Source organism: Pseudomonas sp. JY-Q (assembly GCF_001655295.1).
Taxonomy (GTDB): domain Bacteria; phylum Pseudomonadota; class Gammaproteobacteria; order Pseudomonadales; family Pseudomonadaceae; genus Aquipseudomonas; species Aquipseudomonas alloputida.
Genome location: NZ_CP011525.1, coordinates 1,372,090 through 1,396,157, shown reverse-complemented (window position 1 = coordinate 1,396,157; position 24,068 = coordinate 1,372,090). Strand labels below are relative to the sequence as shown.

At 63.4% G+C, this 24,068-nt stretch carries 22 protein-coding genes; 8 read left to right on the top strand and 14 right to left on the bottom strand.

The features are described 5' to 3' along the window. Positions 1-183 precede the first annotated feature (183 nt). The 3 genes from plsB (at position 184) to AA098_RS06195 (ending at position 3,865) form a co-directional block, all read left to right on the top strand. On the top strand, positions 184-2,670 hold the full coding sequence (plsB, locus tag AA098_RS06205) for a glycerol-3-phosphate 1-O-acyltransferase PlsB (RefSeq protein ID WP_004574735.1): 2,487 nt from the start codon (positions 184-186) through the stop codon (positions 2,668-2,670). 76 nt (positions 2,671-2,746) lie between these two features. Beyond that, positions 2,747-3,145 (top strand): YbaY family lipoprotein, encoded by a 399-nt coding sequence (locus AA098_RS06200; protein ID WP_003252249.1) that lies wholly within the window; start codon positions 2,747-2,749, stop codon positions 3,143-3,145. Between the two features lie 33 nt (positions 3,146-3,178). Next, positions 3,179-3,865: a DUF4197 domain-containing protein gene (locus tag AA098_RS06195; protein ID WP_003252248.1), complete on the top strand. Its 687-nt coding sequence runs from the start codon at positions 3,179-3,181 to the stop codon at positions 3,863-3,865. A 180-nt stretch (positions 3,866-4,045) separates the two neighbouring features. On the opposite strand, the gene AA098_RS06190 is transcribed toward AA098_RS06195, so the two are convergent. Both AA098_RS06190 and AA098_RS06185 read right to left on the bottom strand, forming a co-directional pair. Beyond that, positions 4,046-7,111 (bottom strand): efflux RND transporter permease subunit, encoded by a 3,066-nt coding sequence (locus tag AA098_RS06190; protein WP_047604490.1) that lies wholly within the window; start codon positions 7,109-7,111, stop codon positions 4,046-4,048. Between the two features lie 6 nt (positions 7,112-7,117). Further along, complete coding sequence (locus AA098_RS06185; protein WP_060537764.1) at positions 7,118-8,218, bottom strand: efflux RND transporter periplasmic adaptor subunit; 1,101 nt, start codon at positions 8,216-8,218, stop codon at positions 7,118-7,120. 276 nt (positions 8,219-8,494) lie between these two features. On the opposite strand from AA098_RS06185, the gene AA098_RS06180 reads away from it, so the two are divergent. Further along, entirely contained in the window at positions 8,495-9,136 is a 642-nt protein-coding gene (locus AA098_RS06180) for a TetR/AcrR family transcriptional regulator (protein ID WP_014860594.1), read from the top strand. A gap of 115 nt (positions 9,137-9,251) precedes the next feature. On the opposite strand, the gene AA098_RS06175 is transcribed toward AA098_RS06180, so the two are convergent. Together AA098_RS06175 and AA098_RS06170 are read right to left on the bottom strand one after the other, a co-directional pair. After that, positions 9,252-10,214 (bottom strand): RHS repeat-associated core domain-containing protein, encoded by a 963-nt coding sequence (locus AA098_RS06175; protein ID WP_240635053.1) that lies wholly within the window; start codon positions 10,212-10,214, stop codon positions 9,252-9,254. A 198-nt stretch (positions 10,215-10,412) separates the two neighbouring features. Beyond that, positions 10,413-11,189, bottom strand: a complete 777-nt coding sequence (locus AA098_RS06170) for a class I SAM-dependent methyltransferase (RefSeq protein WP_054889491.1) — start codon at positions 11,187-11,189, stop codon at positions 10,413-10,415. Between the two features lie 104 nt (positions 11,190-11,293). Between AA098_RS06170 and AA098_RS06165 the strand changes: the two genes are divergently transcribed. Beyond that, a complete protein-coding gene (locus tag AA098_RS06165) occupies positions 11,294-11,914 on the top strand; it encodes a hypothetical protein (protein ID WP_033725782.1) in 621 nt (206 codons plus the stop codon). Between the two features lie 2 nt (positions 11,915-11,916). Here the strand turns inward: AA098_RS06165 and AA098_RS06160 are convergent, their stop codons facing one another. The 7 genes from AA098_RS06160 to ppc form a co-directional block, all read right to left on the bottom strand. Continuing rightward, on the bottom strand, positions 11,917-12,606 hold the full coding sequence (locus tag AA098_RS06160; RefSeq protein WP_064613938.1) for an extensin family protein: 690 nt from the start codon (positions 12,604-12,606) through the stop codon (positions 11,917-11,919). Beyond that, positions 12,606-13,436 carry an oxaloacetate decarboxylase gene (locus tag AA098_RS06155; protein ID WP_054889489.1) on the bottom strand — a complete coding sequence of 277 codons (831 nt, stop codon included), beginning with the start codon at positions 13,434-13,436 and terminating at the stop codon, positions 12,606-12,608. The genes AA098_RS06160 and AA098_RS06155 overlap by 1 nt, the downstream gene beginning before the upstream one ends. A 28-nt stretch (positions 13,437-13,464) precedes the next feature. Beyond that, positions 13,465-14,334, bottom strand: a complete 870-nt coding sequence (locus AA098_RS06150; RefSeq protein ID WP_064613937.1) for a DUF72 domain-containing protein — start codon at positions 14,332-14,334, stop codon at positions 13,465-13,467. Between the two features lie 3 nt (positions 14,335-14,337). Then, positions 14,338-14,628 carry a hypothetical protein gene (locus tag AA098_RS06145; RefSeq protein WP_064613936.1) on the bottom strand — a complete coding sequence of 97 codons (291 nt, stop codon included), beginning with the start codon at positions 14,626-14,628 and terminating at the stop codon, positions 14,338-14,340. A gap of 131 nt (positions 14,629-14,759) precedes the next feature. Then, the gene (gene tsaB / locus AA098_RS06140) at positions 14,760-15,434 is read right to left on the bottom strand and encodes a tRNA (adenosine(37)-N6)-threonylcarbamoyltransferase complex dimerization subunit type 1 TsaB (protein WP_003252230.1); all 675 of its coding nucleotides are present in this window, start codon (positions 15,432-15,434) and stop codon (positions 14,760-14,762) included. A 271-nt stretch (positions 15,435-15,705) separates the two neighbouring features. After that, on the bottom strand, positions 15,706-16,356 hold the full coding sequence (gene adk, locus AA098_RS06135) for an adenylate kinase (RefSeq protein WP_004575467.1): 651 nt from the start codon (positions 16,354-16,356) through the stop codon (positions 15,706-15,708). 257 nt (positions 16,357-16,613) lie between these two features. Next, entirely contained in the window at positions 16,614-19,241 is a 2,628-nt protein-coding gene (ppc, locus tag AA098_RS06125) for a phosphoenolpyruvate carboxylase (RefSeq protein ID WP_003252227.1), read from the bottom strand. Positions 19,242-19,501: 260 nt separating this feature from the next. Here ppc and AA098_RS06120 point away from each other — a divergent pair, with 260 nt between their 5' ends. The 3 genes from AA098_RS06120 (at position 19,502) to AA098_RS06110 (ending at position 21,378) form a co-directional block, all read left to right on the top strand. Then, entirely contained in the window at positions 19,502-19,846 is a 345-nt protein-coding gene (locus AA098_RS06120) for a hypothetical protein (protein ID WP_003252225.1), read from the top strand. Positions 19,847-20,122: 276 nt separating this feature from the next. Then, entirely contained in the window at positions 20,123-20,536 is a 414-nt protein-coding gene (locus AA098_RS06115; protein ID WP_003252223.1) for a DUF4398 domain-containing protein, read from the top strand. 50 nt (positions 20,537-20,586) lie between these two features. Continuing rightward, positions 20,587-21,378, top strand: a complete 792-nt coding sequence (locus tag AA098_RS06110; RefSeq protein WP_003252221.1) for an OmpA family protein — start codon at positions 20,587-20,589, stop codon at positions 21,376-21,378. Between the two features lie 177 nt (positions 21,379-21,555). On the opposite strand, the gene AA098_RS06105 is transcribed toward AA098_RS06110, so the two are convergent. From AA098_RS06105 to AA098_RS06095, 3 genes are read right to left on the bottom strand one after another with little or no spacing between them, the layout of a single operon-like run. After that, positions 21,556-21,882 carry a hypothetical protein gene (locus AA098_RS06105; protein WP_003252219.1) on the bottom strand — a complete coding sequence of 109 codons (327 nt, stop codon included), beginning with the start codon at positions 21,880-21,882 and terminating at the stop codon, positions 21,556-21,558. Further along, on the bottom strand, positions 21,879-22,802 hold the full coding sequence (locus AA098_RS06100; RefSeq protein WP_064613935.1) for an alpha/beta hydrolase: 924 nt from the start codon (positions 22,800-22,802) through the stop codon (positions 21,879-21,881). The genes AA098_RS06105 and AA098_RS06100 overlap by 4 nt, the downstream gene beginning before the upstream one ends. Beyond that, positions 22,774-24,051, bottom strand: a complete 1,278-nt coding sequence (locus AA098_RS06095; RefSeq protein WP_003252215.1) for a flavohemoglobin expression-modulating QEGLA motif protein — start codon at positions 24,049-24,051, stop codon at positions 22,774-22,776. Before AA098_RS06095 ends, AA098_RS06100 begins: the two co-directional genes overlap by 29 nt. Positions 24,052-24,068: the final 17 nt, after the last annotated feature.

Genomic DNA, 24,068 nt, shown 5'->3' with positions numbered 1-24,068 from the left:
CACCTGCCCCGTGCCAACGCCGCTTGCCGAAATATCCTGCAAGTGGCAGGCCGAGTATATGACACAGAACAAAAAAAATTGATGACGGTCCCGTCGTTGGCCGAATTTTGCTGAACTTACGCCGATACGGCAGACTAAATAGCAGAATACTCACCTGAACATCACACCCAGGGCACACACCCCATGACCCGTTCCCCCCTGCACCGCCTGATATTCGGCGGCCTGCGTCGCCTGTTGTACCTGTGGGTGCGCTCCGAGACCATCAACCAGTCTTCCATGACCCTCAACCTCGACCGCAGCCGGCCGGTGTTCTATGCGCTGCCCTCGCCCGCGCTCACCGACCTGGCCGTGCTCGACCACGAGTGCACCAAGGCGGGGCTACCGCGCCCGGTGCTGCCGGTAGCTGTCGGCCCACTGCAGGAACCCGCCGCGTTCTTCTACCTGACCCCCGACCCGGACTGGCTCGGCCGCCAGGACAAAAGCGGCGCACCGCCCACCCTCGAACGCCTGGTGGCTGCTGTCAGCCAGCATGCTGAAGAAGATGCGCAGATCATTCCTGTCAGCGTGTTCTGGGGCCAGACCCCGGCCAGCGAGTCCAGCCCCTGGAAGCTGCTGTTCGCCGACAGCTGGGCGGTAACCGGGCGCCTGCGCCGGCTGCTGACCGTACTGATCCTGGGGCGCAAGACCCGGGTACAGTTCTCCGCGCCAATCCACCTGCGCGAGCTGGTGCAGCACAACAAAGGCCACGAGCGCACCGTGCGCATGGCCCAGCGCCTGATGCGCGTGCACTTTCGCAACCTCAAGACGGCCGTCATCGGCCCGGACATCTCGCACCGACGCACCCTGGTCAAAGGCCTGGTCCATGCCCCGCAAGTGCGCCAGGCGATTGCCGACGAAGCGCAGCGCGAGAACCTGCCGCTGGCCAAAGCCGAGGCCCAGGCACTGCGCTATGGCAACGAGATAGCCTCGGACTACACCTATACCGCCATCCGCTTCCTCGAAGTGGTGCTCAGCTGGTTCTGGAACAAGATCTACGACGGCATCAAGGTCAACCACATCGAACAGGTGCAGGGTATCGCCCCTGGCCATGAAGTGATCTACGTGCCGTGCCACCGCAGCCACATCGACTACCTGCTGCTGTCGTACCTGCTGTTCCGCAACGGCCTCACTCCGCCGCACGTGGCTGCAGGCATCAACCTCAACATGCCGGTGGTGGGTAACCTGTTACGCCGTGGTGGCGCCTTCTTCATGCGCCGCACGTTCAAGGGCAACCCGCTTTACACGGCGGTGTTCAATGAGTACCTGCATACCCTGTACACCAAGGGCTTCCCGGTCGAGTACTTCGTCGAAGGCGGCCGCTCGCGCACCGGGCGCATGTTGCAGCCGCGCACCGGGATGCTGGCCATTACCCTGCGCAGCTTCCTGCGTTCGTCGCGTACGCCAATCGTGTTCGTGCCGGTGTACATCGGCTACGAGCGCGTGCTTGAAGGCCGTACCTACCTGGGCGAACTGCGCGGCGCCAGCAAGAAGAAGGAGTCGGTGCTGGACATCTTCAAGGTGTTCGGCGCACTCAAGCAGCGCTTTGGCCAGGTCTACGTCAACTTCGGCGAACCCATCCGCCTGGCTGGCTTCCTCGACCAGCAGCAGCCCGGCTGGCGTGAACAGGATCACGGTCCGCAGTACCGGCCGGACTGGCTCAACGCCGCCACCGCCCGCCTGGGAGAAACCGTGGCCCGCCACCTCAACGAGGCGGCGGCCATCAACCCGGTCAACCTGGTGGCCCTGGCACTGCTGTCCACCAGCCGCCTTGCCCTGGACGAGCGCGCCCTGACCCGCGTTCTCGACCTGTACCTGGCGCTGCTGCGCCAAGTGCCCTACTCGCCGCACACCACCCTGCCCGAGGGCGACGGCCAGGCACTGATCGAACATGTGCGCAGCATGAACCTGGTGGCCGAGCAGAAGGATGCCCTGGGCCGCATCCTCTACCTGGATGAAGGCAACGCGGTGCTGATGACCTACTACCGCAACAACGTGCTGCACATCTTCGCCCTGCCGGCGCTGCTGGCCAGCTTCTTCCTCAGCAGTTCCCGCATGAGCCGTGAACTGCTGGGCCAGTATGTGCACGCGCTTTACCCCTACCTACAGGCCGAACTGTTCCTGCGCTGGACGCCAGAACAGCTGGACGAGGTCATCGACCAATGGCTGGTCGCGCTGGTGGAACAGGGCCTGCTGCGCCAGGACAACGACCTGTACGTGCGCCCGGCGCCCAGCTCGCGGCAGTTCGTGTTGCTGACCCTGCTCGCCCGCACCATCACCCAGACCCTGCAGCGCTTCTACATGGCCACCTCGCTGCTGATCAACAGCGGGCAGAACAGCCTCAGCGCCGAAGCGCTGGAAGACCTGTGCGTGATGATGGCCCAACGCCTGTCGATCCTGCATGGCCTGAACGCACCGGAGTTCTTCGACAAGACGCTGTTCCGCCACTTCATCCAGACCCTGCTCCAGCAAGGGGTGCTGCACGCCGATGCGCAAGGCAAGCTGGGTTATCACGACAAGCTCGGCGAGCTGGCCGAGGGCGTGGCCAAGCGAGTGCTGTCGGCCGAGCTGCGCCTGTCGATCCGCCAAGTGGCCCTGCACCGTGACGACGGGTTGGAAACTTCGACCCTCTAACGGTTCATCGGTCGGCAAAATCCGCTAAAGTCCGTGGGGTTGGCCACAAGCCAGCTCCAAGGACACCGGAGATTCCATGAAAAAGCTCTTTATGCTGTGTTGCGCATCCCTGCTTGCAGCCTGCTCCAGCCAAACCCCACCCAACCAGGCCAGCCTGGACGGTGAAGTCTTCTACCTGCAGCGCATTGCCCTGCCGCCTGCCGCCACCCTGAGCGTGGAACTGCAGGATGTGTCGCTGATGGACGCCCCTGCCGTGACCCTGGCGCGCCAGGCCGGCCCGGTCAAAGGCAACGTGCCGCTGCCGTTCCATCTCACCTATGACCCCGCGCAGGTCAAGCCTGGCCACCGCTATGCGGTGAGCGCGCGCATCGAGCTGAATGGCAAGTTGCTGTTCATCAATACCGAACACCACGGTGTCGCGCTTGATGGCAGTGACCCGCAATCGGTACGCATCAAGGTAGATCAGGTTCGCTGATACCCGTACTCATCCGTTTACAAGGAAAGCTTCATGATCCGCACTTCCCTGCGCTTCACCACCCTGTGCGCCGGCCTGCTGCTGTCGGCCAGTGCCCTGGCCCTGTCGCTGGGCGACCTCAGCCAGAAAGACGCCACCGGCGGCCTGAAAGATGCCCTGACCCAAGGTGCGCAGCTGGCCGTCAAGCAACTGAGCACCCCAGGCGGCTTCAGCAACAACCCGGACGTGCGCATCGAGCTGCCAGGCAACCTGGGCAAAGCCGCCAAGGCGATGAAAATGTTCGGCAAGGGTGAACAGGTCGAAGCCCTGGAAACCAGCATGAACAAAGCCGCCGAGGCCGCCGTGCCGCAGGCCCAGGCGATTCTGGTGGATGCCGTGAAGAACATGAGTGTGACCGACGCCAAAGGCATCCTCAGCGGCGGTGACGACTCGGCCACCCAGTACCTGAACAAAAGCAGCCGCGAGCAGATCCGCGCCAAGTTCCTGCCAATCGTCAAGCAGGCCACCGACAAGGTTGGCGTGGCCCAGCAGTACAATGCCTTCGCCGCCCAGGCCAAAGGCCTGGGGCTGGTCAAGGATGACGCCAATATCGAGAACTACGTGACCGAGAAGGCGCTGGATGGCTTGTTCGAGATGATCGGCAAACAGGAGCAGAGCATTCGCCAGAACCCGGCAGCTGCGGCTACCAGCCTGGCCAAGAAGGTCTTCGGCGCGCTGTAGGAGCGGGTTCACCCGCGAAAGGGCCGGGCCTGCTGGCCAATTTTCACCAGCCGCTCACCGTTGCTGCCGCTACCGTATTCGCGGGTAAACCCGCTCCTACACGGCGGCGGGGTTGGACACAGGCCGTCGTAGGAGCGGGTTTACCCGCGAAGGGAGGGCTAAGCCCTCCCCCTGCGGTCTTCAGCCCTTCTTCACCCTGAACCAAGCCGCATACAACGCCGGCAGGAACAGCAGTGTAAGCACCGTGGCCACGATCAACCCGCCCATGATCGCCACCGCCATCGGCCCGTAGAACACGCTACGCGACAACGGGATCATGGCCAGCACCGCCGCCAGCGCGGTCAGCACGATCGGCCGGAAGCGCCGCACCGTAGCCTCGATGATCGCCTGCCAGCGCTCCATCCCCGCTGCGATGTCCTGCTCGATCTGGTCCACCAGGATCACCGAGTTGCGCATGATCATCCCCGCCAGTGCAATGGTGCCGAGCATGGCGACAAAGCCGAACGGCTGGCGGAACACCAGCAGGAACAGGGTCACACCAATCAGCCCCAGCGGCGCGGTGAGGAACACCATCACCGTGCGCGAGAAACTGCGCAGCTGGATCATCAGCAAGCTCAGGACTACCACGATGAACAGTGGCATGCCGGCATTCACCGATTTCTGCCCCCGTTCGGAGTCCTCCACCGTGCCGCCCACCTCCAGCAGGTAGCCATCGGGCAGCTTGGCGCGGATGTCCTGCAGGGTCGGCAGAATCTGCTTCACCAGCGTCGCCGGCTGCTCCTGGTCGTAGATATCGGCACGCACGGTCACCGTCGGCAAGCGGTTGCGGTGCCAGATAATGCCTTCTTCAAAGCCGTATTCCAGGGTTGCCACCTGCGACAACGCCACGCTCTGGCCATTGTCGGTGGGCAACGCCAGGCTACCCAGGTTGCCCAGCTCGCTGCGTTCCTGCCGGGTGCCGCGCAGCAGGATCTCGATCAGTTCGTTGTCCTCGCGGTACTGGCTGACCGTGGTACCGATCAGCGAGCTTTGCAGGAAGCTCGCCAGGTGCGAAGTGCTCACGCCCAGCGCACGGGCGCGGTCCTGGTCGATTTCGAGGAACACCGCCTTGCTGGGTTCCTCCCAGTCCAGGTGCACGTTCACCACATGCGGGTTCTCGCGCACCTTGTCCGCCACTTCACGGGCCAGTGCACGGGCCTTCTCGATATGCTCGCCAGTGACCCGGAACTGCACCGGGTAACCCACGGGTGGGCCATTTTCCAGACGCGTGACCCGGGCGCGCAGGTCGGGGAACTGCTGGTCCACCGTGCTGATCAGCCAACTGCGCAGGCGTTCGCGGTCTTCCATCGACTTGGCCAGCACCACGAACTGGGCAAAGCTGGCTGCCGGCAGTTGCTGGTCCAGCGGCAGGTAGAAGCGCGGCGAGCCGGTGCCCACATAGGCCACGTAGTTGTCGATACCGTCCTGCTGCTTGAGCAGCGCCTCCAGCTGCTTGACCCGCTCGGCGGTATTGGCCAGCGAGGCGCCTTCGGCCAGTTTCAGGTCAACCATCAGCTCCGGGCGCCCGGAGGCCGGGAAGAACTGCTGGGGTACGAAGCGGAACAGCAGGAGGCTGCCGACAAAAGCGGCAACGGTCAGCAGGATTACCGTCTTGCGCCGCCGTACGCACCACTCCACCAGCCGTCGCACGCGCTGGTAGAACGGGGTGGCGTAGGGGTCGGGCGCATGGCCGTCCTTGCCATGGCGCGCGGCATGCAGCTTGGCCAGGTCGGGTAGCAGGCGCTCGCCCAGGTAAGGCACAAACACCACGGCCGCCACCCAAGAGGTCAGCAAAGCGATGGTGACCACCTGGAAGATCGACCGGGTATATTCGCCGGTGCTGGAGGCCGCGGTGGCAATTGGCAGAAAGCCTGCTGCCGTGATCAGCGTCCCGGTGAGCATCGGGAAGGCCGTACTCGTCCAGGCATAGCTGGCTGCCTTGAGGCGGTCATAGCCCTGCTCCATCTTGATCGCCATCATCTCCACGGCAATGATCGCGTCGTCCACCAGCAAGCCCAGGGCCAGCACCAGCGCGCCAAGGGAAATCTTGTGCAGGCCGATGCCGAAGTAATGCATGGCGGCAAAGGTCATGGCCAACACCAGCGGAATGGCCAGCGCCACCACCAGGCCAGTGCGCAGGCCCAGCGAGAAGAAGCTCACCAGCAGCACAATGACCAACGCCTCGACCAGCACCTGCACGAACTCGCCCACGCCGGCCTTCACCGCCGCCGGTTGATCCGAAACCTTGCGCAGCGCCATGCCGGCAGGCAGGTTATGCGCCAGGCGCTCGAACTCGCCTTCCAGGGCCTTGCCCAGTACCAGGATGTCGCCACCGTCTTTCATCGACACCGCCAGGCCAATGGCATCCTCGCCCATGAAGCGCATGCGCGGTGCAGGTGGGTCGTTGAAGCCACGGTGCACCTCGGCGACATCACCAATCCGGAAGGTGCGATCCCCCACGCGAATGGGGAACTGGCGGATCTGCTCGACACTGTCGAAACGCCCGCTCACGCGCAGTTGCAAGCGCTCGCTGGGCGTCTCGAAGAAACCGGCGGTGCTCACCGCGTTCTGTTCTTGCAACGCCTTCTGCACGGCTTCCAGGGGCACGCCGAGGGTGGCCAGCTTGAGGTTGGACAGCTCAATCCAGACTTTCTCGTCCTGCAGGCCGATCAGCTCGACCTTGCCCACATCCTTGACCCGCTGCAGCTGGATCTGGATACGGTCGGCGTAGTCCTTGAGCACCGCATAGTCAAAGCCTTCGCCAGTCAGCGCATAGATATTGCCGAAGGTGGTGCCGAACTCGTCGTTGAAGAACGGGCCCTGGATCTCCGGCGGCAAGGTGTGGCGAATGTCCGCAACCTTCTTGCGGATCTGGTACCACAACGCGGGGATGTCCTTGGAGTGCAGCGAGTCACGGGCCATGAAAGTAACCTGCGATTCGCCGGGGCGAGAGAACGAGACGATTCTCTCGTACTCACCGGTTTCCATCAGCTTCTTTTCGATGCGCTCGGTCACCTGTCGCGACACTTCTTCAGCGCTGGCGCCTGGCCACAGGGTGCGGATGACCATGGCCTTGAAGGTGAATGGCGGATCCTCGCTCTGGCCAAGCTTGGTGTACGACATGGCGCCAATGACGGCCAGCAGGATCATCAGGAACAGGACGATCTGGCGGTTGCGCAGCGCCCAGGCAGAAAGGTTGAAACCCATCGGGACTTACTCCTTGGCCGTCAGGTTCACTACACGGTTGCTGCGGTCCACGGGGCGTACCTCCTGGCCCTCGCGCAGTACATGGCCACCAGCGGCAACCACCCAGTCACCCGGGTCCAGGCCTTCGAGCACCGGCACGCTGTCGCTGCCATAAGCCCCCAGGCGCACGGTCGCCCGCTCCAGGCGGCTTTCCTTGTTCACCCGCCAGACATAGGCCTGACCGTTTTCCGCAGTCACGGCCGACAGCGGTACCGCCAGCGGGATCAGCCCGTCCTTGGCGATGAACACCCGGGCGCTCTGGCCCAGCTCGGCCGGTACGGCGGCCGTGGTAAAGGCGATGCGCGCCGCGAACGTGCGCGAGCGCGGGTCGGCGGCCGGTGACAGCTCGCGAATGCGCCCCTGGAAACGCGCCTGCGGGTGCGACCACAGCTCCACGCTCACCGGTTGGCCCACAGCGAAGCGGGCGAACTGCTGCTCCGGCAGGCCGATGGCCACTTCTCGCTCGCCATCGGCGGCAAGGGTAAACACGGTCTGCCCGGCGGCGACCACCTGGCCCACTTCAACCTGGCGCTTGGCAATCACCCCGGCCTGCGGCGCACGCAATACGGCATATTCGGCCTGGTTGCCCGCCACCTCGAACTCGGCCTTGGCCTGCTTCAGACGGGCAAGGCCGGCGCGGTAGAGGTTTTCGGCGTTGTCGAACTGGGAGTGGCTGACCATCTGCCGCTCCAGCAACTTCTGGTAGCGGTCGCGCTCGGCGCGCACCAATGCCAGATTGGCCTCGGCAGCCGCCAGCTGGGCGCGATTGGCTTCAAGTTGCAGGCGCACGTCCTGCGGGTCCAGCTCGGCCAGCGGCTGGTCGGCCTTGACCCGCTGCCCCTCCTCCACCAGTCGCTTGCTGACCTTGCCGCCAATGCGGAAGGCCAGCTCCGGCTCGAAGCGCGCGCGCACTTCGCCAGGGTAACTGTCGGCAGCGGCTTCGGCAGGCTGTGGCTGCACCACCAGCGCCGGGCGCGGCGCGGCGGGTGGGGCGGCTTCCTGACCACACGCCGCCAGAAGCAGGGCAGCGGCGGCGGGCAGAGCGATGGACAAGGCATGGCGCAACATGATGAATCCTTTCGCGGAGTGCACATTTAATATTTGTACTGGCTGGTATATTAAATCAGCGCAACGATGCCGGGAAGGGTATGCGCGGGTTTTTCGAGGGTGCGGTTTGAGCCCATTACCCCCCCGCGTTTCGCGCCTGGGTGCGCAGTGGGTGGTCAACGGCACCTTCGCAACGACATTCTTGTCAATCAACTGTCCACTGGCAGACAGCAGATAATGCAGCCTGGCTTTAGCCGGATGGCGCGTGACCCGTTAAGATGGTGAACCTTCAACCAGATGCAGACCACAATGTCCAACGACGCACCCATCGGCCCGGGCCGGCCCAAGGACCTGGCCAAGCGCGAGGCGATTCTCGAAGCGGCCAAGGCGCTGTTCCTCAGCCTTGGCTACGCCAACACCAGCATGGATGCGGTCGCTGCGGCGGCAGGTGTTTCAAAGCTCACCGTGTACAGCCACTTCACCGACAAGCAGACCCTGTTCTGCTCGGCGGTCATGGCCACCTGCCAGATCCAGTTGCCTGACCTGCTGTTCGAGTATCCCGAGGGGGTGCCGGTGGAAGACGTGCTGCTGACCATTGCCCGCAACTTCCAGGCGCTTATCAGCAGTGACGAAGCGGTCAAGCTCAGCCGCCTGATCATGGCCCAGGGCAGCCTGGACCCGAGTTTTGGCGAGTACTTCTACGAAGCCGGGCCCAAGCGCGTGCTCGCAGGCATGGAAGCGCTACTGCGCGGGGCACATGAGCGCGGACTGCTGCGCATCGACAACCCCTTGAGGGCGGCGGAGCATTTCTTCTGCCTGGTCAAGGGGGCGCCAGATTACCGCTTGCTGCTGGGTTGTGCGGGGCCGCTAGAGGGCGATGAAGCCGAGGCGCATGTGCGCGAGGTGGTAAAAGTGTTCTTACGGGCGTTTAGGGACTGAGAAAAATCTTCATTAATACTTTTTCAATCACTCACTAGCCAAACTTCTGCCTTCTGCCTTCTACGTGAGTGCACGCAGAAGGCAGCTGATATAGAGCTCATCACACCCAAGCCATTTATGCGGGACGCCTTCTGATCTCTGCTATTAACGCGGCTTGAATCATTAGGTCTCGCGAGGATCCCGCTGCGGACATACGAGCATTAACCGCATCCAAATCACTTAAAAGATCTTTCAAATCACGCGCTTTGATTTCACTTTCGAGCGAGTCCTTGTGTACATTCAACGATTGAGCATAGCGCTTTCCGGCTTCAACATCCGGACCTGAATCATGCGATTGGAAGAATACTTTCTTGCTTTCTGAAGATGTTCTCGTAGGTGCGTTAAACTGCGCAAACAAACGATGCTGCTCAGCGATTTCGTGCGAATTGAATAATGACTCAAATGAAACATCCTCTCCAACCCCTGCTCTACTCTCTGGTATGATACGATCAGCCCCATTACGCTTATAGATTCTTTCCTTCGACACTAGAGAGTTAGACTCCATTACTTTCTGCACGGGTCTATTTGGCCTTGATTGTTTTCTTTGAATTGTCACCCTAACTCCAGCATGCCCCGTCGGGTCAATACGGTTCACAGGATCTCCCACACAATACGCATACGCATTAAAACTACCTGCACCGAATGGGCTCCAACTGTCCGGGCTGCAAAAGCGCATCATGACCGGGCTGAATTGCCTGTAACCATTCCCCAGATGGTAAAGCCCCGAACTCGCATCCAGCCGCTCGCCACTGAAGGCAAGCAACGACAGCAAGCCGCTACCCTGATTGTGATGCCCATAGGGCGAGTAAGCCTGTGATTCCAGGCGTTTCTTTTCATAAATGAATAGGACCGAGCGCTGCTGGTCGGATGCCGCCAGCATGCTGGACAAGCCCGAGGACTGGTGATCTTTCTGAGCCAGCGCCAGGCCATTAGCCTGAAAGAAACGCCAGCGGGCATCGCCATTCAATTCAGCAACTATCTTGCCGTTACAGTAAAAAAACTGGCGGCCAGCTTGCCGGGCATAAGGAGCAGGCGACATCAACATTACCCTCCATCAGGATCAAATGTCCGTTAGGATCGCGCCCTTAGCCAACTAATGACTACTGGCAGAAATAACAGGTCATTGTGGGAGCGAGTTTCCCGCGCAGGAGGCGCCGCAGTGGATGGCACCGGCGTTGCCGGTATTCGCGGCTAAAGCCGCTCCTACAATCGTGCTAGCCGGCCAGATAGGGGCAGGTCAGGCCTTCAAAGCCTTCTTCGGATAGATGTCATACCGGCTCGACTTGCCTTCCAGGCTATGACTGGGCTTCGGCCCATCGATGATCGGTGCCTTGCGTGGGCGCTTCACCACCACACGGTGGCTGGCCAGCGCCAGGGCGGCTTCGAGCAGGGCCGGGGCATCCAGGTCATCGCCCACCAAAGGCCGGAACACGCGCATTTCCTTTTTCACCAGGGCGCTCTTGTCCCGGTGCGGGAACATCGGGTCGAGGTAGATCACCTGCGGCGCCTCCCCTTCCCAGGCGCGCATGCGCTCGATGGCGTTGCCGGTCAGCAGGCGCATGCGCCCGACAATCGGGCCCACCTCTTCATCCGCCCGCGCCCGCGCCAGGCCGTCCTCCAGCAGCGCGGCAATCAGCGGCTGGCGCTCGATCAGGGTCATCTGGCAGCCAAGGCTGGCCAGCACGAACGCGTCCTTGCCCAGCCCCGCCGTGGCATCCAGCACCTGCGGCCGGATACCTTGGGCAATGCCCACAGCCTTGGCGATCATCTGCCCGTTGCCACCGCCAAACTGGCGGCGATGCGCAGCCTGGCCTTCGACGAAGTCTACACGCACCGGCCCGGGCGCTTGCGGGCCAAGCTGCTGAATCTGCAAGCCGTCGGCGCCCACCTGCACCGCGAAGGCGGCGGTATCGTCCTGCAGCGGCAGGCCCAGGCGTTCAGCCCACACCCTGGCCTGTTGCGCATACTCAGCTGTCATCGCCTCGACCCTGATACCCGTGCCTTGCTCTTCCATCGTTCACACCCGAAAAATCAAACCAAGCCCTTAATGAATCGGCAGCCACGGCCGATACAGGCAATATCCCGCTATTCTGCCAGAGCACAGCGCGCACGACTGCCATGTCAGATACTCTTCCCATCGGCTTGACCTATTTGTCGCCTGTCGGCAACTACAGTCAGCACAACACCCAGGCACTTGGGGGCGTCAGCCACCTGTGGCAGGATTTCTTTGCCCGGGCGATGGCCGAGCAGCAGGAAGAGCCCGTAGACGGCGTCAGCCAGTCGTTCGTGCAGTACGACCAGGACAGCGGCGAACCCATCGGCGGCGCCCGTGCACTGGCGTTGATCGACGCCCAGCGCGCCTGCCCGGTGCACGACACCATCGTGGCGCCGCCCGAACCGTTGTTTCTGCCCAAGGCCGAGCTTGAAGCCAAGCTGCTGCCGCCGGCCCCCGAGCCGTTCAGCGCCATGGAACTGATCGAGCAGCAGCGTCAGCTCGACATCAACAACAGCTGGCTGCGCCCGGTGGTGATGAGCCAGGGTCAGCCGATCGCCGAACCCGGCCCTGGCCCCACGCCGCGGTCGCTGTTCCTGCCCATCGCCGAGCTGGAACGCAACCTGCTGGACCCGGCCCCGGAACCGTTCGACGACCCCACCCTGGCCAAGCAGCAGAATGACCTGGCGTTCGACATCCACTGGGCGCGTCCAGTGGTGCTGAACAACGTGCGCGCTCACGCCTGAGGCTAGCGGCACACCTGCCAGCGCCCCATGTCCGGGTGAAAGTGATTGTGGTGAGCCGCGTTGTAGTCCGGCCCCAGCACCGTGCTGAAGCTCTCGCAAGCCGCCCGCTGCACCCGACGCAGGAGTTCGGCCTTCTGCCCACCCGCCTGCCAGTCACGCGCCAGCACGATCCGCTGGCCGTCCTGAAGGCGGAAACCGCTGATGTCCAGGGCATTGGCCGTGGCGTGCTGGCTCAAACGGCCCTGCTTGCGGTGGTAGACATTGCGGCAGGCAAAGCTGCCCAGGTGATCGACCTGCGTCACCGGTTGCCCAAATACCTCCTGCGCCGCCGGCTGCAACCCATGGTTTTCGAACAGTGCATAGGCCACCGCCAACGGGCAACTGGCCAGAAAGCTGCTGCTCAGCCGCGCCAGGCCGCCCTCGATACGCCATACGTTCTGCAGCGGGCAGTTGGCCGACGCCGGGCTGTCGGCTTGTGCCCGGTAACGCAGGTGGCTGGTTTCAAGCGCCTGCCGGCACAGCGCTGGGTCATCGCGCAGGCGCGACAGTTTGTAGGGGGTCAGCAGGTTGGGCGGCTGGCGTACGTCCAGCGGCGCCCAGGGGTTCCATGCGGCAGGCAGGCGCCAGCCGAAGTGCCAGGCCAGGCCGGCCACCGTCAGCAGGCTGGCCAGTAGCGCCAGCAATGCCCTCATCAGCGGCGGAACAGGTCGTTCAGTTGGGCAAACGGCATGGCCTGCTCACCGTAGCCGAACGTGCCCTCACCGCGAATTTCCTGCGCGGCCCGGTACAAGGCCCCGAGCGCAGCACGGGCCAGCGACGAGCCAACGCTGACGCGGCGCACGCCCAGGTCCTGCAACTGGTTGACGCTCAGCGGCACGCCCGCCATGCCCATCAGCACATTCACAGGGCGCGGTGCGACTGCCTGCACCACGGCACGGATTTCCTCCACGGTGCGCAGCCCGGGGGCGTAGAGCACGTCGGCACCGGCTTCGGCATAGGCTTGCAGGCGCAGGATGGTGTCGTCGAGGTCCATGCGCCCGTGCAGCAGGTTTTCTGCACGGGCGCACAAGGTGAACGGGAATGGCAGGCTTCGCGCAGCCTGTACGGCAGCGCGCACGCGCTCCACAGCCAGCCCGAAGTCATAGATGGGCGCATCACTGCGGCCACTGGCATCTTCGATGGAACCGCCCACCAGGCCAATTTCGGCGGCACGCAGAATGGTCTGGGCACAGTCTTCGGGCAAGTCGCCAAAGCCGTTTTCCAGATCGGCGGCCACCGGCAGCGCGGTGGCATCGACGATCTCGCCGGCATTGTCCAGTGTATCGTCCAGGCTCAAGGCGCCTTCGGCGTCTGGCCGGCCCAGGCTGAAGGCCAGGCCTGCACTGGTGGTAGCCAGCGCCTCGAAACCCAGGCTGGCGAGCAACTTGGCGGAGCCGGCATCCCACGGGTTGGGGATGACGAACGCGCCGTCGCGCGCGTGTAACGCCTTGAAGGCCTCAGCTCGCAGGGTTTGCACATCCATGGTTCAACCTCCGGCAGTCAGGGAAAGGTCAGAGTAGCCCCAATTGTTCGACCTCAGGGGCGCGCGGCAATTCCGGCAAAGGTGCCAGACCCGGCAGCCGTGCCATCAGGCGCTGATGGAAACGCTGGGCCAGCGCCGTAGCCAGGCGATTGTCCGAGGTGTGCAGGAAGATATAGGGATTGCGGCCTTCCTCGATCCAGGCGGCGACTTTTTCTACCCAAGGGCTGAGGAAGGTGTGGTTGGCCTCCAGTTCCGGATGGCCAATGAAGCGAACCTGCGGGTGCTGGCTGAAGGCTGCCGGCCGCGGTGGCACCTTGGGCTTCTTCGACTGCGCATGCAGCACGGCAGGGTCGCGCGAGGTACAACTGAACAGCGCACGCGGGTCGAGGCAGATGCGCTCCACACCGCGTTCGTGCAGCAGGCGGTTGAGCAGGCGTTCTTCCTCACCCTTGGCAAAAAAGGCCTGGTTGCGCACTTCCACAGCCACGGGCACGGCAATCTGATCGAGGAAGTGACAAAGCTCACCCAGCCGCGCCGGGCCGAACTGGGCCGGCAACTGCAGCCAGTAGGGTGATACGCGCTGGCCCAGCGGGGCCATCAGCCGGGTGAAATCGAAGGCAGGCTCAAGCTGGTCACGCAGGTCGCCCTCATGGCTGACATCCCGCGGAAACTTGGCAGTGAAGCGAAAGTGCTCTGGCATGACCTGCGCCCAGCGGGCAATGGTGCCGGGAGCGGGACGTGCGTAGAACGTGGTGTTGCCTTCGACGGCGTTGAATACCTGGCTGTAGAAGCCAAGCATTTGATTACTGTTGGCGTCAGCGGGGTACAGGTAGTCGCGCCAGGCGTTTTCGCTCCACGACGGGCAACCGAGAAAGTAAGGCAGTGGTAGGGGATTCATCCATCAAATGTACAGGTCGAGCCCCAGTACTTCCATGTCCCAGTCAGTAAAGCCTGCAGTGCTCAGGTAGCTGGCCAGTGCGGTGGCGGTGCGGCGGTCACGGGCGCGAGGGAAAACCATGTCCTGCTGGCGGGCTGGCAGGCCACCACCAGGGCGGCGGGCGGTGGCTTCCTGCGGGGCGGCTACTGCCTCCTCGATCACCTCGGCGTCGTCGATGGCCTCGTCACGCACCGCTGCTTTGCGCGAGAGGCGCTTGAGCGGGTAGGACTGCGATGAGAAACCGTCGATACGCATGGCATGAGCACTCAGGACCAATGATGGCAATTTAGCAGCATCAGAGTTCCGTCGCTAATGCTTGAGTGATAACTGGACCACAGATCGCGCAAAAGGTTTTAGCGTGTTCGGCGATAATCGACGAACAGCACTCAGTGCTTCTTGGGCGTGGCTACATTATCGCGCAGATAAACCGGTTGCGCCTGCTCGGCGACGATTGCCTCGCCACGGGCCCAGGCAAAGGTGGCCAGGCTGAGGACGTCCAGGGCGTTGGGCAAGGCACCCGGGTTGCTAGCCGCCACCTGTACCGCCAGGCGCTCGGCATAGCCCCATCCGGTACCGGCACCGAACCACTCGCCATTGCTGCCTGCCGGTAGCGCCACCTGCTCGGGCGGCAACACGGCTTCACGGCCGACCAGGCGCATTTCGCCCGCCGTGGCTTGGTAGCAGCCCCAGTACACTTCATCCATGCGCGCATCGATGGCAGCTGCCACCTGCTGCACGCCATGCTCGCGCAATGCACCCTGGGCCAAAGCGGCCAGGTTGGACACCGGCAGCACTGGGCGTTCGAGGGCGAAGGCCAGGCCTTGCACAACCCCGATGGCAATACGCACGCCGGTGAACGCGCCCGGGCCACGGCCAAAGGCAATGGCATCCAGCGCATTCAGTGCCACGCCAGCGTCGGCCAGCAGTTGCTTGATCATCGGCAGCAGCTTCTGGGCATGCATGCGCGGGATCACCTCGTAATGGCTGGTTACCTTGCCGTCATGCAGCAGCGCGACGGAACAGGCTTCGGTGGCGGTATCCAGGGCCAGCAGGGTGGTCATCGAACGGGTATCCAGATGCGAATGAAAAAGAGCGGCAGTATAGAGCAGCAGCGGCGTTGTGTCCCGAGGGGGCCGCTGTGCGGCCCATCACGCTGATTTCAAAGCCTGCACTGGCCCTGGAGGAGCGACCTTGCGTCGCGAAAAGGGCCGCAAAGCGGCCCCAGGGTTTCAGCGGTATCACACCATTGTCTGGGGCTGCTCTGCAGCCCTTTCGCGACACAAGGCCGCTCCCACAGAAGCGGGCCGTTGTCGAGGTGCGTCAGGCGCCGGATCAGCTCAGGGCTGCCAGGACCTTGGCGGTGATGGCTTCAACCGAGCCGACACCTTCGATGTGGCTGTACTTCGGCTTGCCGCCATTGGCAGCCGACAGCTTCTGGTAGAAATCCACCAGCGGCTTGGTCTGGCTGTGGTAGACCGACAGGCGATGGCGAACGGTTTCTTCTTTGTCGTCGTCACGCTGGATCAGGTCTTCACCGGTCTCGTCGTCCTTGCCTTCCACTTTCGGCGGGTTGTACTGAATGTGGTAGGTACGGCCCGAGGCCAGGTGCACGCGGCGGCCAGCCATGCGGCCGACGATTTCTTCGTCGTCCACGGCAATTTCGACCACGGCATCAATGTCGACACCGGCAGCGACCATGGCTTCGGCCTGCGGGATGGTGCGTGGGAAGCCGTCGAACAGGCAGCCGTTGGCGCAATCAGGCTGAGCGATGCGCTCCTTCACCAGGCTGATGATCAACTCGTCGGAGACCAGCTGGCCGGCATCCATGACTTTCTTCAGTTCCAGGCCCAGCGGGGTGCCGGCCTTGACGGCGGCACGCAGCATGTCACCGGTGGAGATCTGTGGAATACCGAACTTTTCGGTGATGAACTTTGCCTGAGTACCTTTACCGGCCCCGGGAGCTCCCAGCAGAATTACGCGCATCTTGTGCTCCTCAAATTTTTGTATGAAATTCAATGGATTCGGCGACCAGGGCCAAGTCCGGATAATCGGGTATGACCATAAATCGGTCAGAAGGCTGCTCAAGATACACAGCGCCCGGCAGCCAGACAAGCGTCCCAAAGTTGCAGGAATGCGCCACTTGCGGCTGACCGGGCAGGCGGTTGCGCCTGGCGCAACCGCCCTCCCCGTCATTGTGCCGGGCCTGTATGGCCGTCACCAGACATGACCCGGGCTTGCCCTTAGCCGGTGTTGCGCAGCCCGGCGGCAATACCCGCCACGGTCACCAGCAAGGCCTGCTCCAACGGGCTGTCCAGAGCGGCTTCGCGGCTGCGCGAGCGGGCCAGCAACTCTGCCTGCAGGCGGTGCAACGGGTCCAGATAGGTATTGCGCAGGCTAATGAATTCCAGTGTCTCGGGGCTGTGCGCCAGTAGCACCGGCTGCCCGGTCAGACCCAGCACGACCTGGCATGACTGCGACAATAGGTCGCGCAGGTGCGCACCTAAAGGACGCAAGTGCGGTTGCACCAGACGTTCGTCGTAGGCCTCGGCAATTTGCGCATCCGCTTTGGCCAGTACCATTTCCAGCATGTCGATGCGGGTGCGGAAGAACGGCCATTGCTCGCGCATTTGCGCCAGCAACTCTCCCTGACCACGGGCCAAGGCATTGGTCAGCGCCGTTTCCCAGCCCAGCCAGGCCGGCAGCATCAGCCGGGTCTGGGTCCAGCCGAAGATCCACGGGATGGCCCGCAGGCTTTCGATGCCCCCGGCACGACGCTTGGCCGGGCGGCTGCCCAACGGCAGGCGCCCCAGCTCCTGTTCTGGCGTCGACTGGCGGAAGTACTCGACGAAATCGGGATTCTCCCGTACCACGCTGCGGTAGGCCTGGACACCATCGGCGGCCAACTGGTCCATCACCTCACGCCAGGCCGGCTGCGGGGGCGGTGGTGGCAACAGCGTGGCTTCAAGCACGGCAGCCAGGTACAGGTTGAGGTTTTGCTCGGCGATGCCCGGCAAACCGAACTTGAAGCGAATCATTTCACCCTGCTCGGTGGTGCGGAAACGCCCCGCCACCGAACCCGGCGGCTGCGACAGGATCGCGGCATGGGCCGGGCCGCCGCCTCGCCCGACCGTACCGCCACGGCCGTGGAACAGCAGCAGCTCGACCTGATGCTCGGCACAGATACGCACCAGGTTTTCCTGAGCCCGGTACTGCGCCCAGGCAGCAGCGGTGGTGCCGGCGTCCTTGGCCGAATCGGAGTAGCCGATCATCACTTCCTGCGGGCCGCGCAGGCCCGCGCGGTAGCCCGGCAGGCCAAGCAGGCGCTGCATGACCGGGCCGGCGTTGTCGAGGTCGGCCAAGGTCTCGAACAGTGGCACCACACGCATGGGGCGGGTCAGGCCGGCTTCCTTGAGCAACAGTTGCACCGCCAATACATCCGAGGCGGCACCGGCCATGGAGATGACGTAAGACCCCAGCGAGGCGGCCGGCGCAGCGGCCACTTCCCGGCAGGTCGCCAGCACTTCGGCGGTGTCCGCTTGCGGCTTGAAATGCGCAGGTAACAGGGGCCGGCGGTTTTTCAGCTCGGCCTGGAGGAACGCGATGCGCTGCTCCTCATCCCAGTCGGCGTAACGCCCCAGGCCCAGGTAATCGGTAATCTCGGTCAGCGCATCACGGTGGCGGGCAGCGTCCTGGCGTACGTCCAGGCGGCCCAGGAACAGGCCGAAGGTCACCGCACGACGCAGGCAGTCAAGCAGCGGCCCCTCGGCGATCACGCCCATGCCGCATTCGTGCAGTGACTGGTAGCACAGCTCCAGCGGCGCGATCAGCTCGCGGTTGTCCACCAGCACGTCTGCACCGGCCGGTTGCTTGCTGGTCAAGGCCGAATGCGCCCATGCGCGTGTCGCACGCAGGCGGTCGCGCAGTTGCTTGAGCACAGCGCGGTAGGGTTCGGCACTGTCGCCAACCTGTTTGCGCAGGGCGTCGTTGGCCTGCTGCATGGACAACTCGGCGGCCAGTGCATCGATGTCGCGCAGGAACAGGTCGGCGGCCATCCAGCGCGCCAGCAGGAGTACTTCGCGGGTGACGGCAGCCGTTACATTGGGGTTGCCATCACGGTCCCCACCCATCCACGAGGCAAAGCGAATCGGCGCGGCCTCCAGCGGCAGGCGCAGGCCAGTGGCCTCCAGCAGGGCCTTGTCGACCTTGCGCAGGTGGCTGGGGATGGCATGCCACAGTGAATGCTCGATCACTGCGAAACCCCACTTGGCTTCGTCTACCGGCGTAGGCCGGGTACGGCGGATTTCCTCGGTGTGCCAGGCCTCGGCGATCAGCCGGCGCAGGCGTTCACGCACTTGCTGGCGTTCTGCCGAGGTCAGGTCACGATGGTCCTGCGCGGCCAGTTGGCCGGCGATCGCGTCGTACTTCTGGATCAGCGTGCGACGGGCCACTTCGGTGGGATGTGCGGTGAGCACCAACTGGATATCGAGCTTGGCCAGTTGCCGGGCCAGGGCATCGTTGCTGTGGCCGGCCTGCTTCAAGCGCCCCAGCAGCTCGGGCAGTACCTGCGCTTCGAACGGCTCGGGCTGGTCAGCGTCGCGGCGGCGGATCAACTGGTACTGCTCGGCCATGTTGGCCAGGTTGAGGAACTGGTTGAAGGCCCTCGCTACGGGCAGCAGGTCTTCTTCGGCCAGGTCCGCCAAGGTTGAGCTCAGCTGCTCACCCGGGCCACGGCGGTCGGCCTTGGCACTGTGGCGGATGTCCTCGATTTTCTGCAGGAACGCATCGCCGTGCTGCTGGCGAATGGTTTCGCCAAGCAGCTCCCCCAACACATGGACATCTTCACGCAAACGCACATCGATATCGGTCACTGGCGCTCTCTCCGTTGCATCCCTCTCAGCCTTGGCGCGCCCTGTGCCAGAGCGGGTTAACCCGTGAAGAGCCCAATGCGGTGCCTGGCACCGGCGTTGCCGGTGTTCGCGGGTAAACCCGCTCCTACAGGGGGGCGGTATCCCCCAAGAGTGCCCACAGCCGGGCGACGATGGCAAGCCGTGATCGGCCAAACCAAACTAAAGTGAAAGCACAGCACTCCCATGCAGTGCAGCCTTTCCAGGCGTCAACAGAGGTCATCATGAAAATCCGTGAACTCGCCCAGCACTGGGAACAGAATGCCGCCGGTACCCTCAGCCGTACCGGCCATGTCCTGCATCTGGACCTGGAGTCCGAAGCGCGCCTGGCCGCGCTGATCGACATGTACCCCAAGCGCACCGCCGAAGAACTGCTCGGCGAACTGGTCGCCGCCGCCCTTGAAGAACTGGAAGCCAGTTTCCCCTATGTGCAGGGCCGCCAGGTCATCGCCACCGACGAAGAAGGCGACCCGCTGTACGAAGACGTTGGTCCTACACCGCGCTTTCTCTCCCTGTCCCGCCAGCACCTGCACAACTTGAGCAACGCGACAGTCGACACCGACAAATAATCCTGCGCCCCAGCATTCCGGGCCTGCTCAAGGCCCGGAATACCGCTCCAGCCTGGGAAAGTTCCAGGTAAATCGCACTGACCGATCAGTCAGAAATAGTTATTCGATTACAGCGCTTTTTTCTGAACTATTCGAAAAACGTTCGAGTCGGAGCCAATAGCCATCACGCTAAAACCCTGCACACTGCCCTCGTGCACCGTTGAGCTGAAGCGCGCGGTTTTGTCAGGGATTGAGCGATGGACTGCTACGGACATCGTCGTTATCAGGAGTGATCCAATGGAGCTGACCACCATGAAGACCCGCACTAGCCAACTGTCATCCACTCATGTGCGCGGGTTCAAGCTGGCCGCGCTGGCGCTGGGCAGTAGCCTGGTCCTGGCCGGCTGTGCGGGCAATCCGCCCACCGAGCAGTATGCCGTTACCCAGTCCGCCGTGAACTCCGCCGTCAGCGCTGGCGGTACCGAGTTCGCCGCCGTGGAAATGAAAGCGGCTCAGGACAAGTTCAAGCAAGCCGAAATCGCCATGCATGACAAGAAGTACGACGAGGCCAAGCGCCTGGCCCAACAGGCCGAATGGGATGCACGCCTCGCCGAACGCAAGGCCCAGGCAGCTAAAGCCCAGAAGGCCGTGCAGGATGCCCGCCAGGGCGTTCAGGACGTACGTGAGGAAGGCCTGCGCAGCGCTCAATAAGCCCTGCCCCGCCAACCTTAGCCTTCGCACACGATCAAAGGATGAACACTATGCGCAAACACGTCATGATTCCCGCCCTGCTGGCCCTGAGCGTCGGTCTTGCTGCCTGCTCGCACGATCCGAATGCCAACCTGGAATCGGCCCGCACCAACTTCTCTTCGCTGCAGAGCGACCCGCAAGCGAGCAAAGTCGCGGCACTGGAGACCAAGGACGCTCAGGACTGGCTGAACAAGGCCGACAAGGCCTACATGGACCGTGAAGACGAGAAGAAAGTCGACCAATTGGCCTACCTGACCAACCAGCGCGTCGAAGTGGCCAAGCAGACCATTGCCCTGCGCACCGCCGAAGCTGAACTGAAGAATGCCTCGGCCCAGCGCGCCCAGGCCAAGCTGGATGCCCGCGACGCGCAGATCGCCAAGCTGCAGGACAGCCTCAACGCCAAGCAGACCGACCGCGGAACGCTGGTGACCTTCGGCGACGTGCTGTTCGACTTCAACAAGGCCGAACTCAAGAGCAGCGCTTACCCGAACATCACCAAGCTGGCCCAGTTCCTTCAGGAAAACCCGGAACGCAAGGTGATCGTCGAGGGCTACACCGACAGCGTCGGCTCGGCCAACTACAACCAGACCCTGTCCGAGCGCCGTGCCAACAGCGTGCGCATGGCACTGGTGCGTGCCGGGGTAGATCCGGCGCGTATCGTTTCCCAGGGCTATGGCAAGGAGTACCCGGTAGCGGACAACTCGAGCAACTCGGGACGTGCGCAGAACCGTCGGGTGGAGGTGACCATCTCCAACGACAACCAGCCGGTGGCACCACGCTCGGTGAGCCAGGTTCAGCGCTAAGGCTGGCTAGCTGAAAGGACAAGCCCCGCGATCGACGCGGGGCTTTCTTTTGCCTGTTCGGGCCTCTTCGCGGGCACGCCCGCTCCCACAGGTACGGCGCCAGTTTCGAGTTTTGCGCGACCCTGTGGGAGCGGGCGTGCCCGCGAAGAGGCGAGTTCAGGCAGCAGGGATAATGGCTCACTGCACCTGCTGCGGTGTTTCCTCGCCCATGCAGCGCACCGCGCGCTTGCGGTTGTCCACCAGCACGCCGGTCAGGCCTTTCTGCTGGGTGTCGAACAGCACCAGCACGCCGTCGACGCACTGGGCCACTTGCGGCGCCGGGTCCAGCGATACCTTGTAGTCCTCGCCGGGGATGGTCTTGAGCATGGTGAAATCCTGCAGCAGCAGGGCATCTTCGGGCTTGGCGAAATGCAGGTAACCGTAATACCACAAGGCCCCCACCGTCACGATGATGCTGCCGACGCCGGTCAGGATCAGCGGGATGGCGTTGCGTTCTTCACTCATTGCTTGTTCTTCTCGTCAGGGAAATTGGGCACTTCGGCAAGCCGCCGCAGGCCGTTGAAATGGCTGGGGTCATCGAGGAACCGCAGCATCACCTGGCGCCAGGTAGGGTCGGCGAAGGTCTGCACGTGCCCCCCCCGGGTCAGTTGCAGCACCCGCGGTGGTGGCGCGTGCTGATACAGGCGGATGCCGTTGTCCATCAGCACCAGGTTGTCGTCGATGCTGTGGAAAAACAACTTGGGCGGGCTGCTCAATCGCTCGATCGAGTGGATCGCGCTGTCGCCGTCCGGCACTAGCCACGACAGCGGAACCTGCAATGGCCAGGTCATCCAGGAGGTGCTGAGCGCAAAGCGCCCCACCGCGCGGTAACTGGCCGGCACGCCATCGAACACCAGGGCGCTGAAGCGCTGACGCTGCTCGGGGTGGGCCGCCAGGTAATGAATGGCCATGGCACCGCCCAGGCTCTGCCCCAGCAGTACCAGCGGCTTGCCCTTGACCTCGGGCGCCTGCTGCAGCCAGGCCATGGCTGCAGCAATGTCCTGGTACACCTCCGGCAGGCTCGGCTGGCCCTGAGACAAGCCATAGCCGCGGTAATCGATCATGAACACCTGGTAGCCCTGCTCCGGCAACCAGTAGCTCCCCCCCAGGTGCCCTGGCAGGTTACCGCCGTTGCCGTGCAGGTGCAGCACCGTGCCCTTGACCTCGACCCCGGCCTTGGCTGGCAGCCACCAACCGTGAAGGCGGATGCCATCAGCAGTGGTCAGCGTGACATCGCGGTATTCCAGCTTGGCACGCTCAGGGGTGAAGGCCTGACCACGCTCGGGGTAGAACAACAGGCTGCTGCAGCCGCCAAGGCTCACCAGGGCCAGGCCGAGGACGAGCAGGCGGCAGTGCTCAGAGAATGTTCGCGTAGTCGGCTTCAATGCGATCCAGGCTCAGGTGGTTGAGGAAGTTGGAGAAGCACATCCAGGCCGACAACGCACTCAGGTCGCGGAACTGTTCAGGCAGGTACTTGGGCGGCTCGACCAACCCTTCCTCGACAAGTTGGCGCAGGGTGCGCATGTCTTCCAGCGTGGTCTTGCCACAGAACAGCAACGGGATCTGTTCCAGTTTGCCCTTCTTCACGGCCAACTGAATGTAGTTGTAAACCATGATGAAGCCCTTGAGATAGGACAAGTCCTTGGTGAATGGCAGGCCGTTGGGTACCGACCCGCGGAACACCCGGCTGGCGTTGCTGTAGCTCTGCGCCATCTCAAAGCCCTGCTCGCGGAAGAAACCGTAGACCTGCATGAAGTCTGCACCCTCCTCGACCATGTGGATGGCACGGGTGCGGTTGGTGAGCTTGCGCAGGCGGCTGGGGTAGGAGGCAAAGGCGATCACCTCCATGAGAATCGCCAGGCCCTCCTGGGTTACCGTCGATGAGGGCGGGCCTTTGGCCAGGAAGGTGCAGATCGGCTGGTTCAGGCCATTGAGCGTGGTGCCGACATGCACCAACCCTTCATGCACCTCCAGGGCGCGCACATCGCGGGCGTTGAACATGGCATCGGCACGCACCTTGATGTAGTCGGCACCGGCTGCGGCATCGGCGACGATACCGTCGGACTCGAACACGCGAATGGTCCCTTCAGCCTCGCCGAACACGTTGTTCAGCCGGTGCTGGAGGATCTCCACCGCCTCCTTGGCGGTGAGATTCTTTGGCTCATCCTTGAGGTCACCACGGCCATCGATGTTGTTCAGGTAGTCCGACAGCATCAGGCCAAGGTCGGCCAGGGTCGGATCACCGGCGTGGAAAGCATCCGAGGCGGCGCCGTACAGCTCCTGGGAGATCAGGCCGAAGTCCTCGGTACCGCGCGCTTCAAGCATGCGCACCACCATGCGGTATTCGCGGCACATGCGCTTCATGATCTGCCCGACCGGGTTGAACTGGCCCAACTGGCGAATGATGTCGCGCTCGATGCCCTGGAACTCGGCCTTGACCGCGCTGGAGTCGAACGACAGCGGACGCGATTGGTAGTAGGCTCGATCAACCGCCGGCGGCTCCTTGCCCTTGGCCTTGAGAAAGCCCTGGCGGATGTTGTCGTCCCACTTCACCGCGTCCAGGACCCGGATAGGCGTCTGTGCCGCGACGATGCGGTCGGACAGGGCGCGGATGGTTTGCTGGTATTCGTCCACCGGGGACTCCTTTCTAG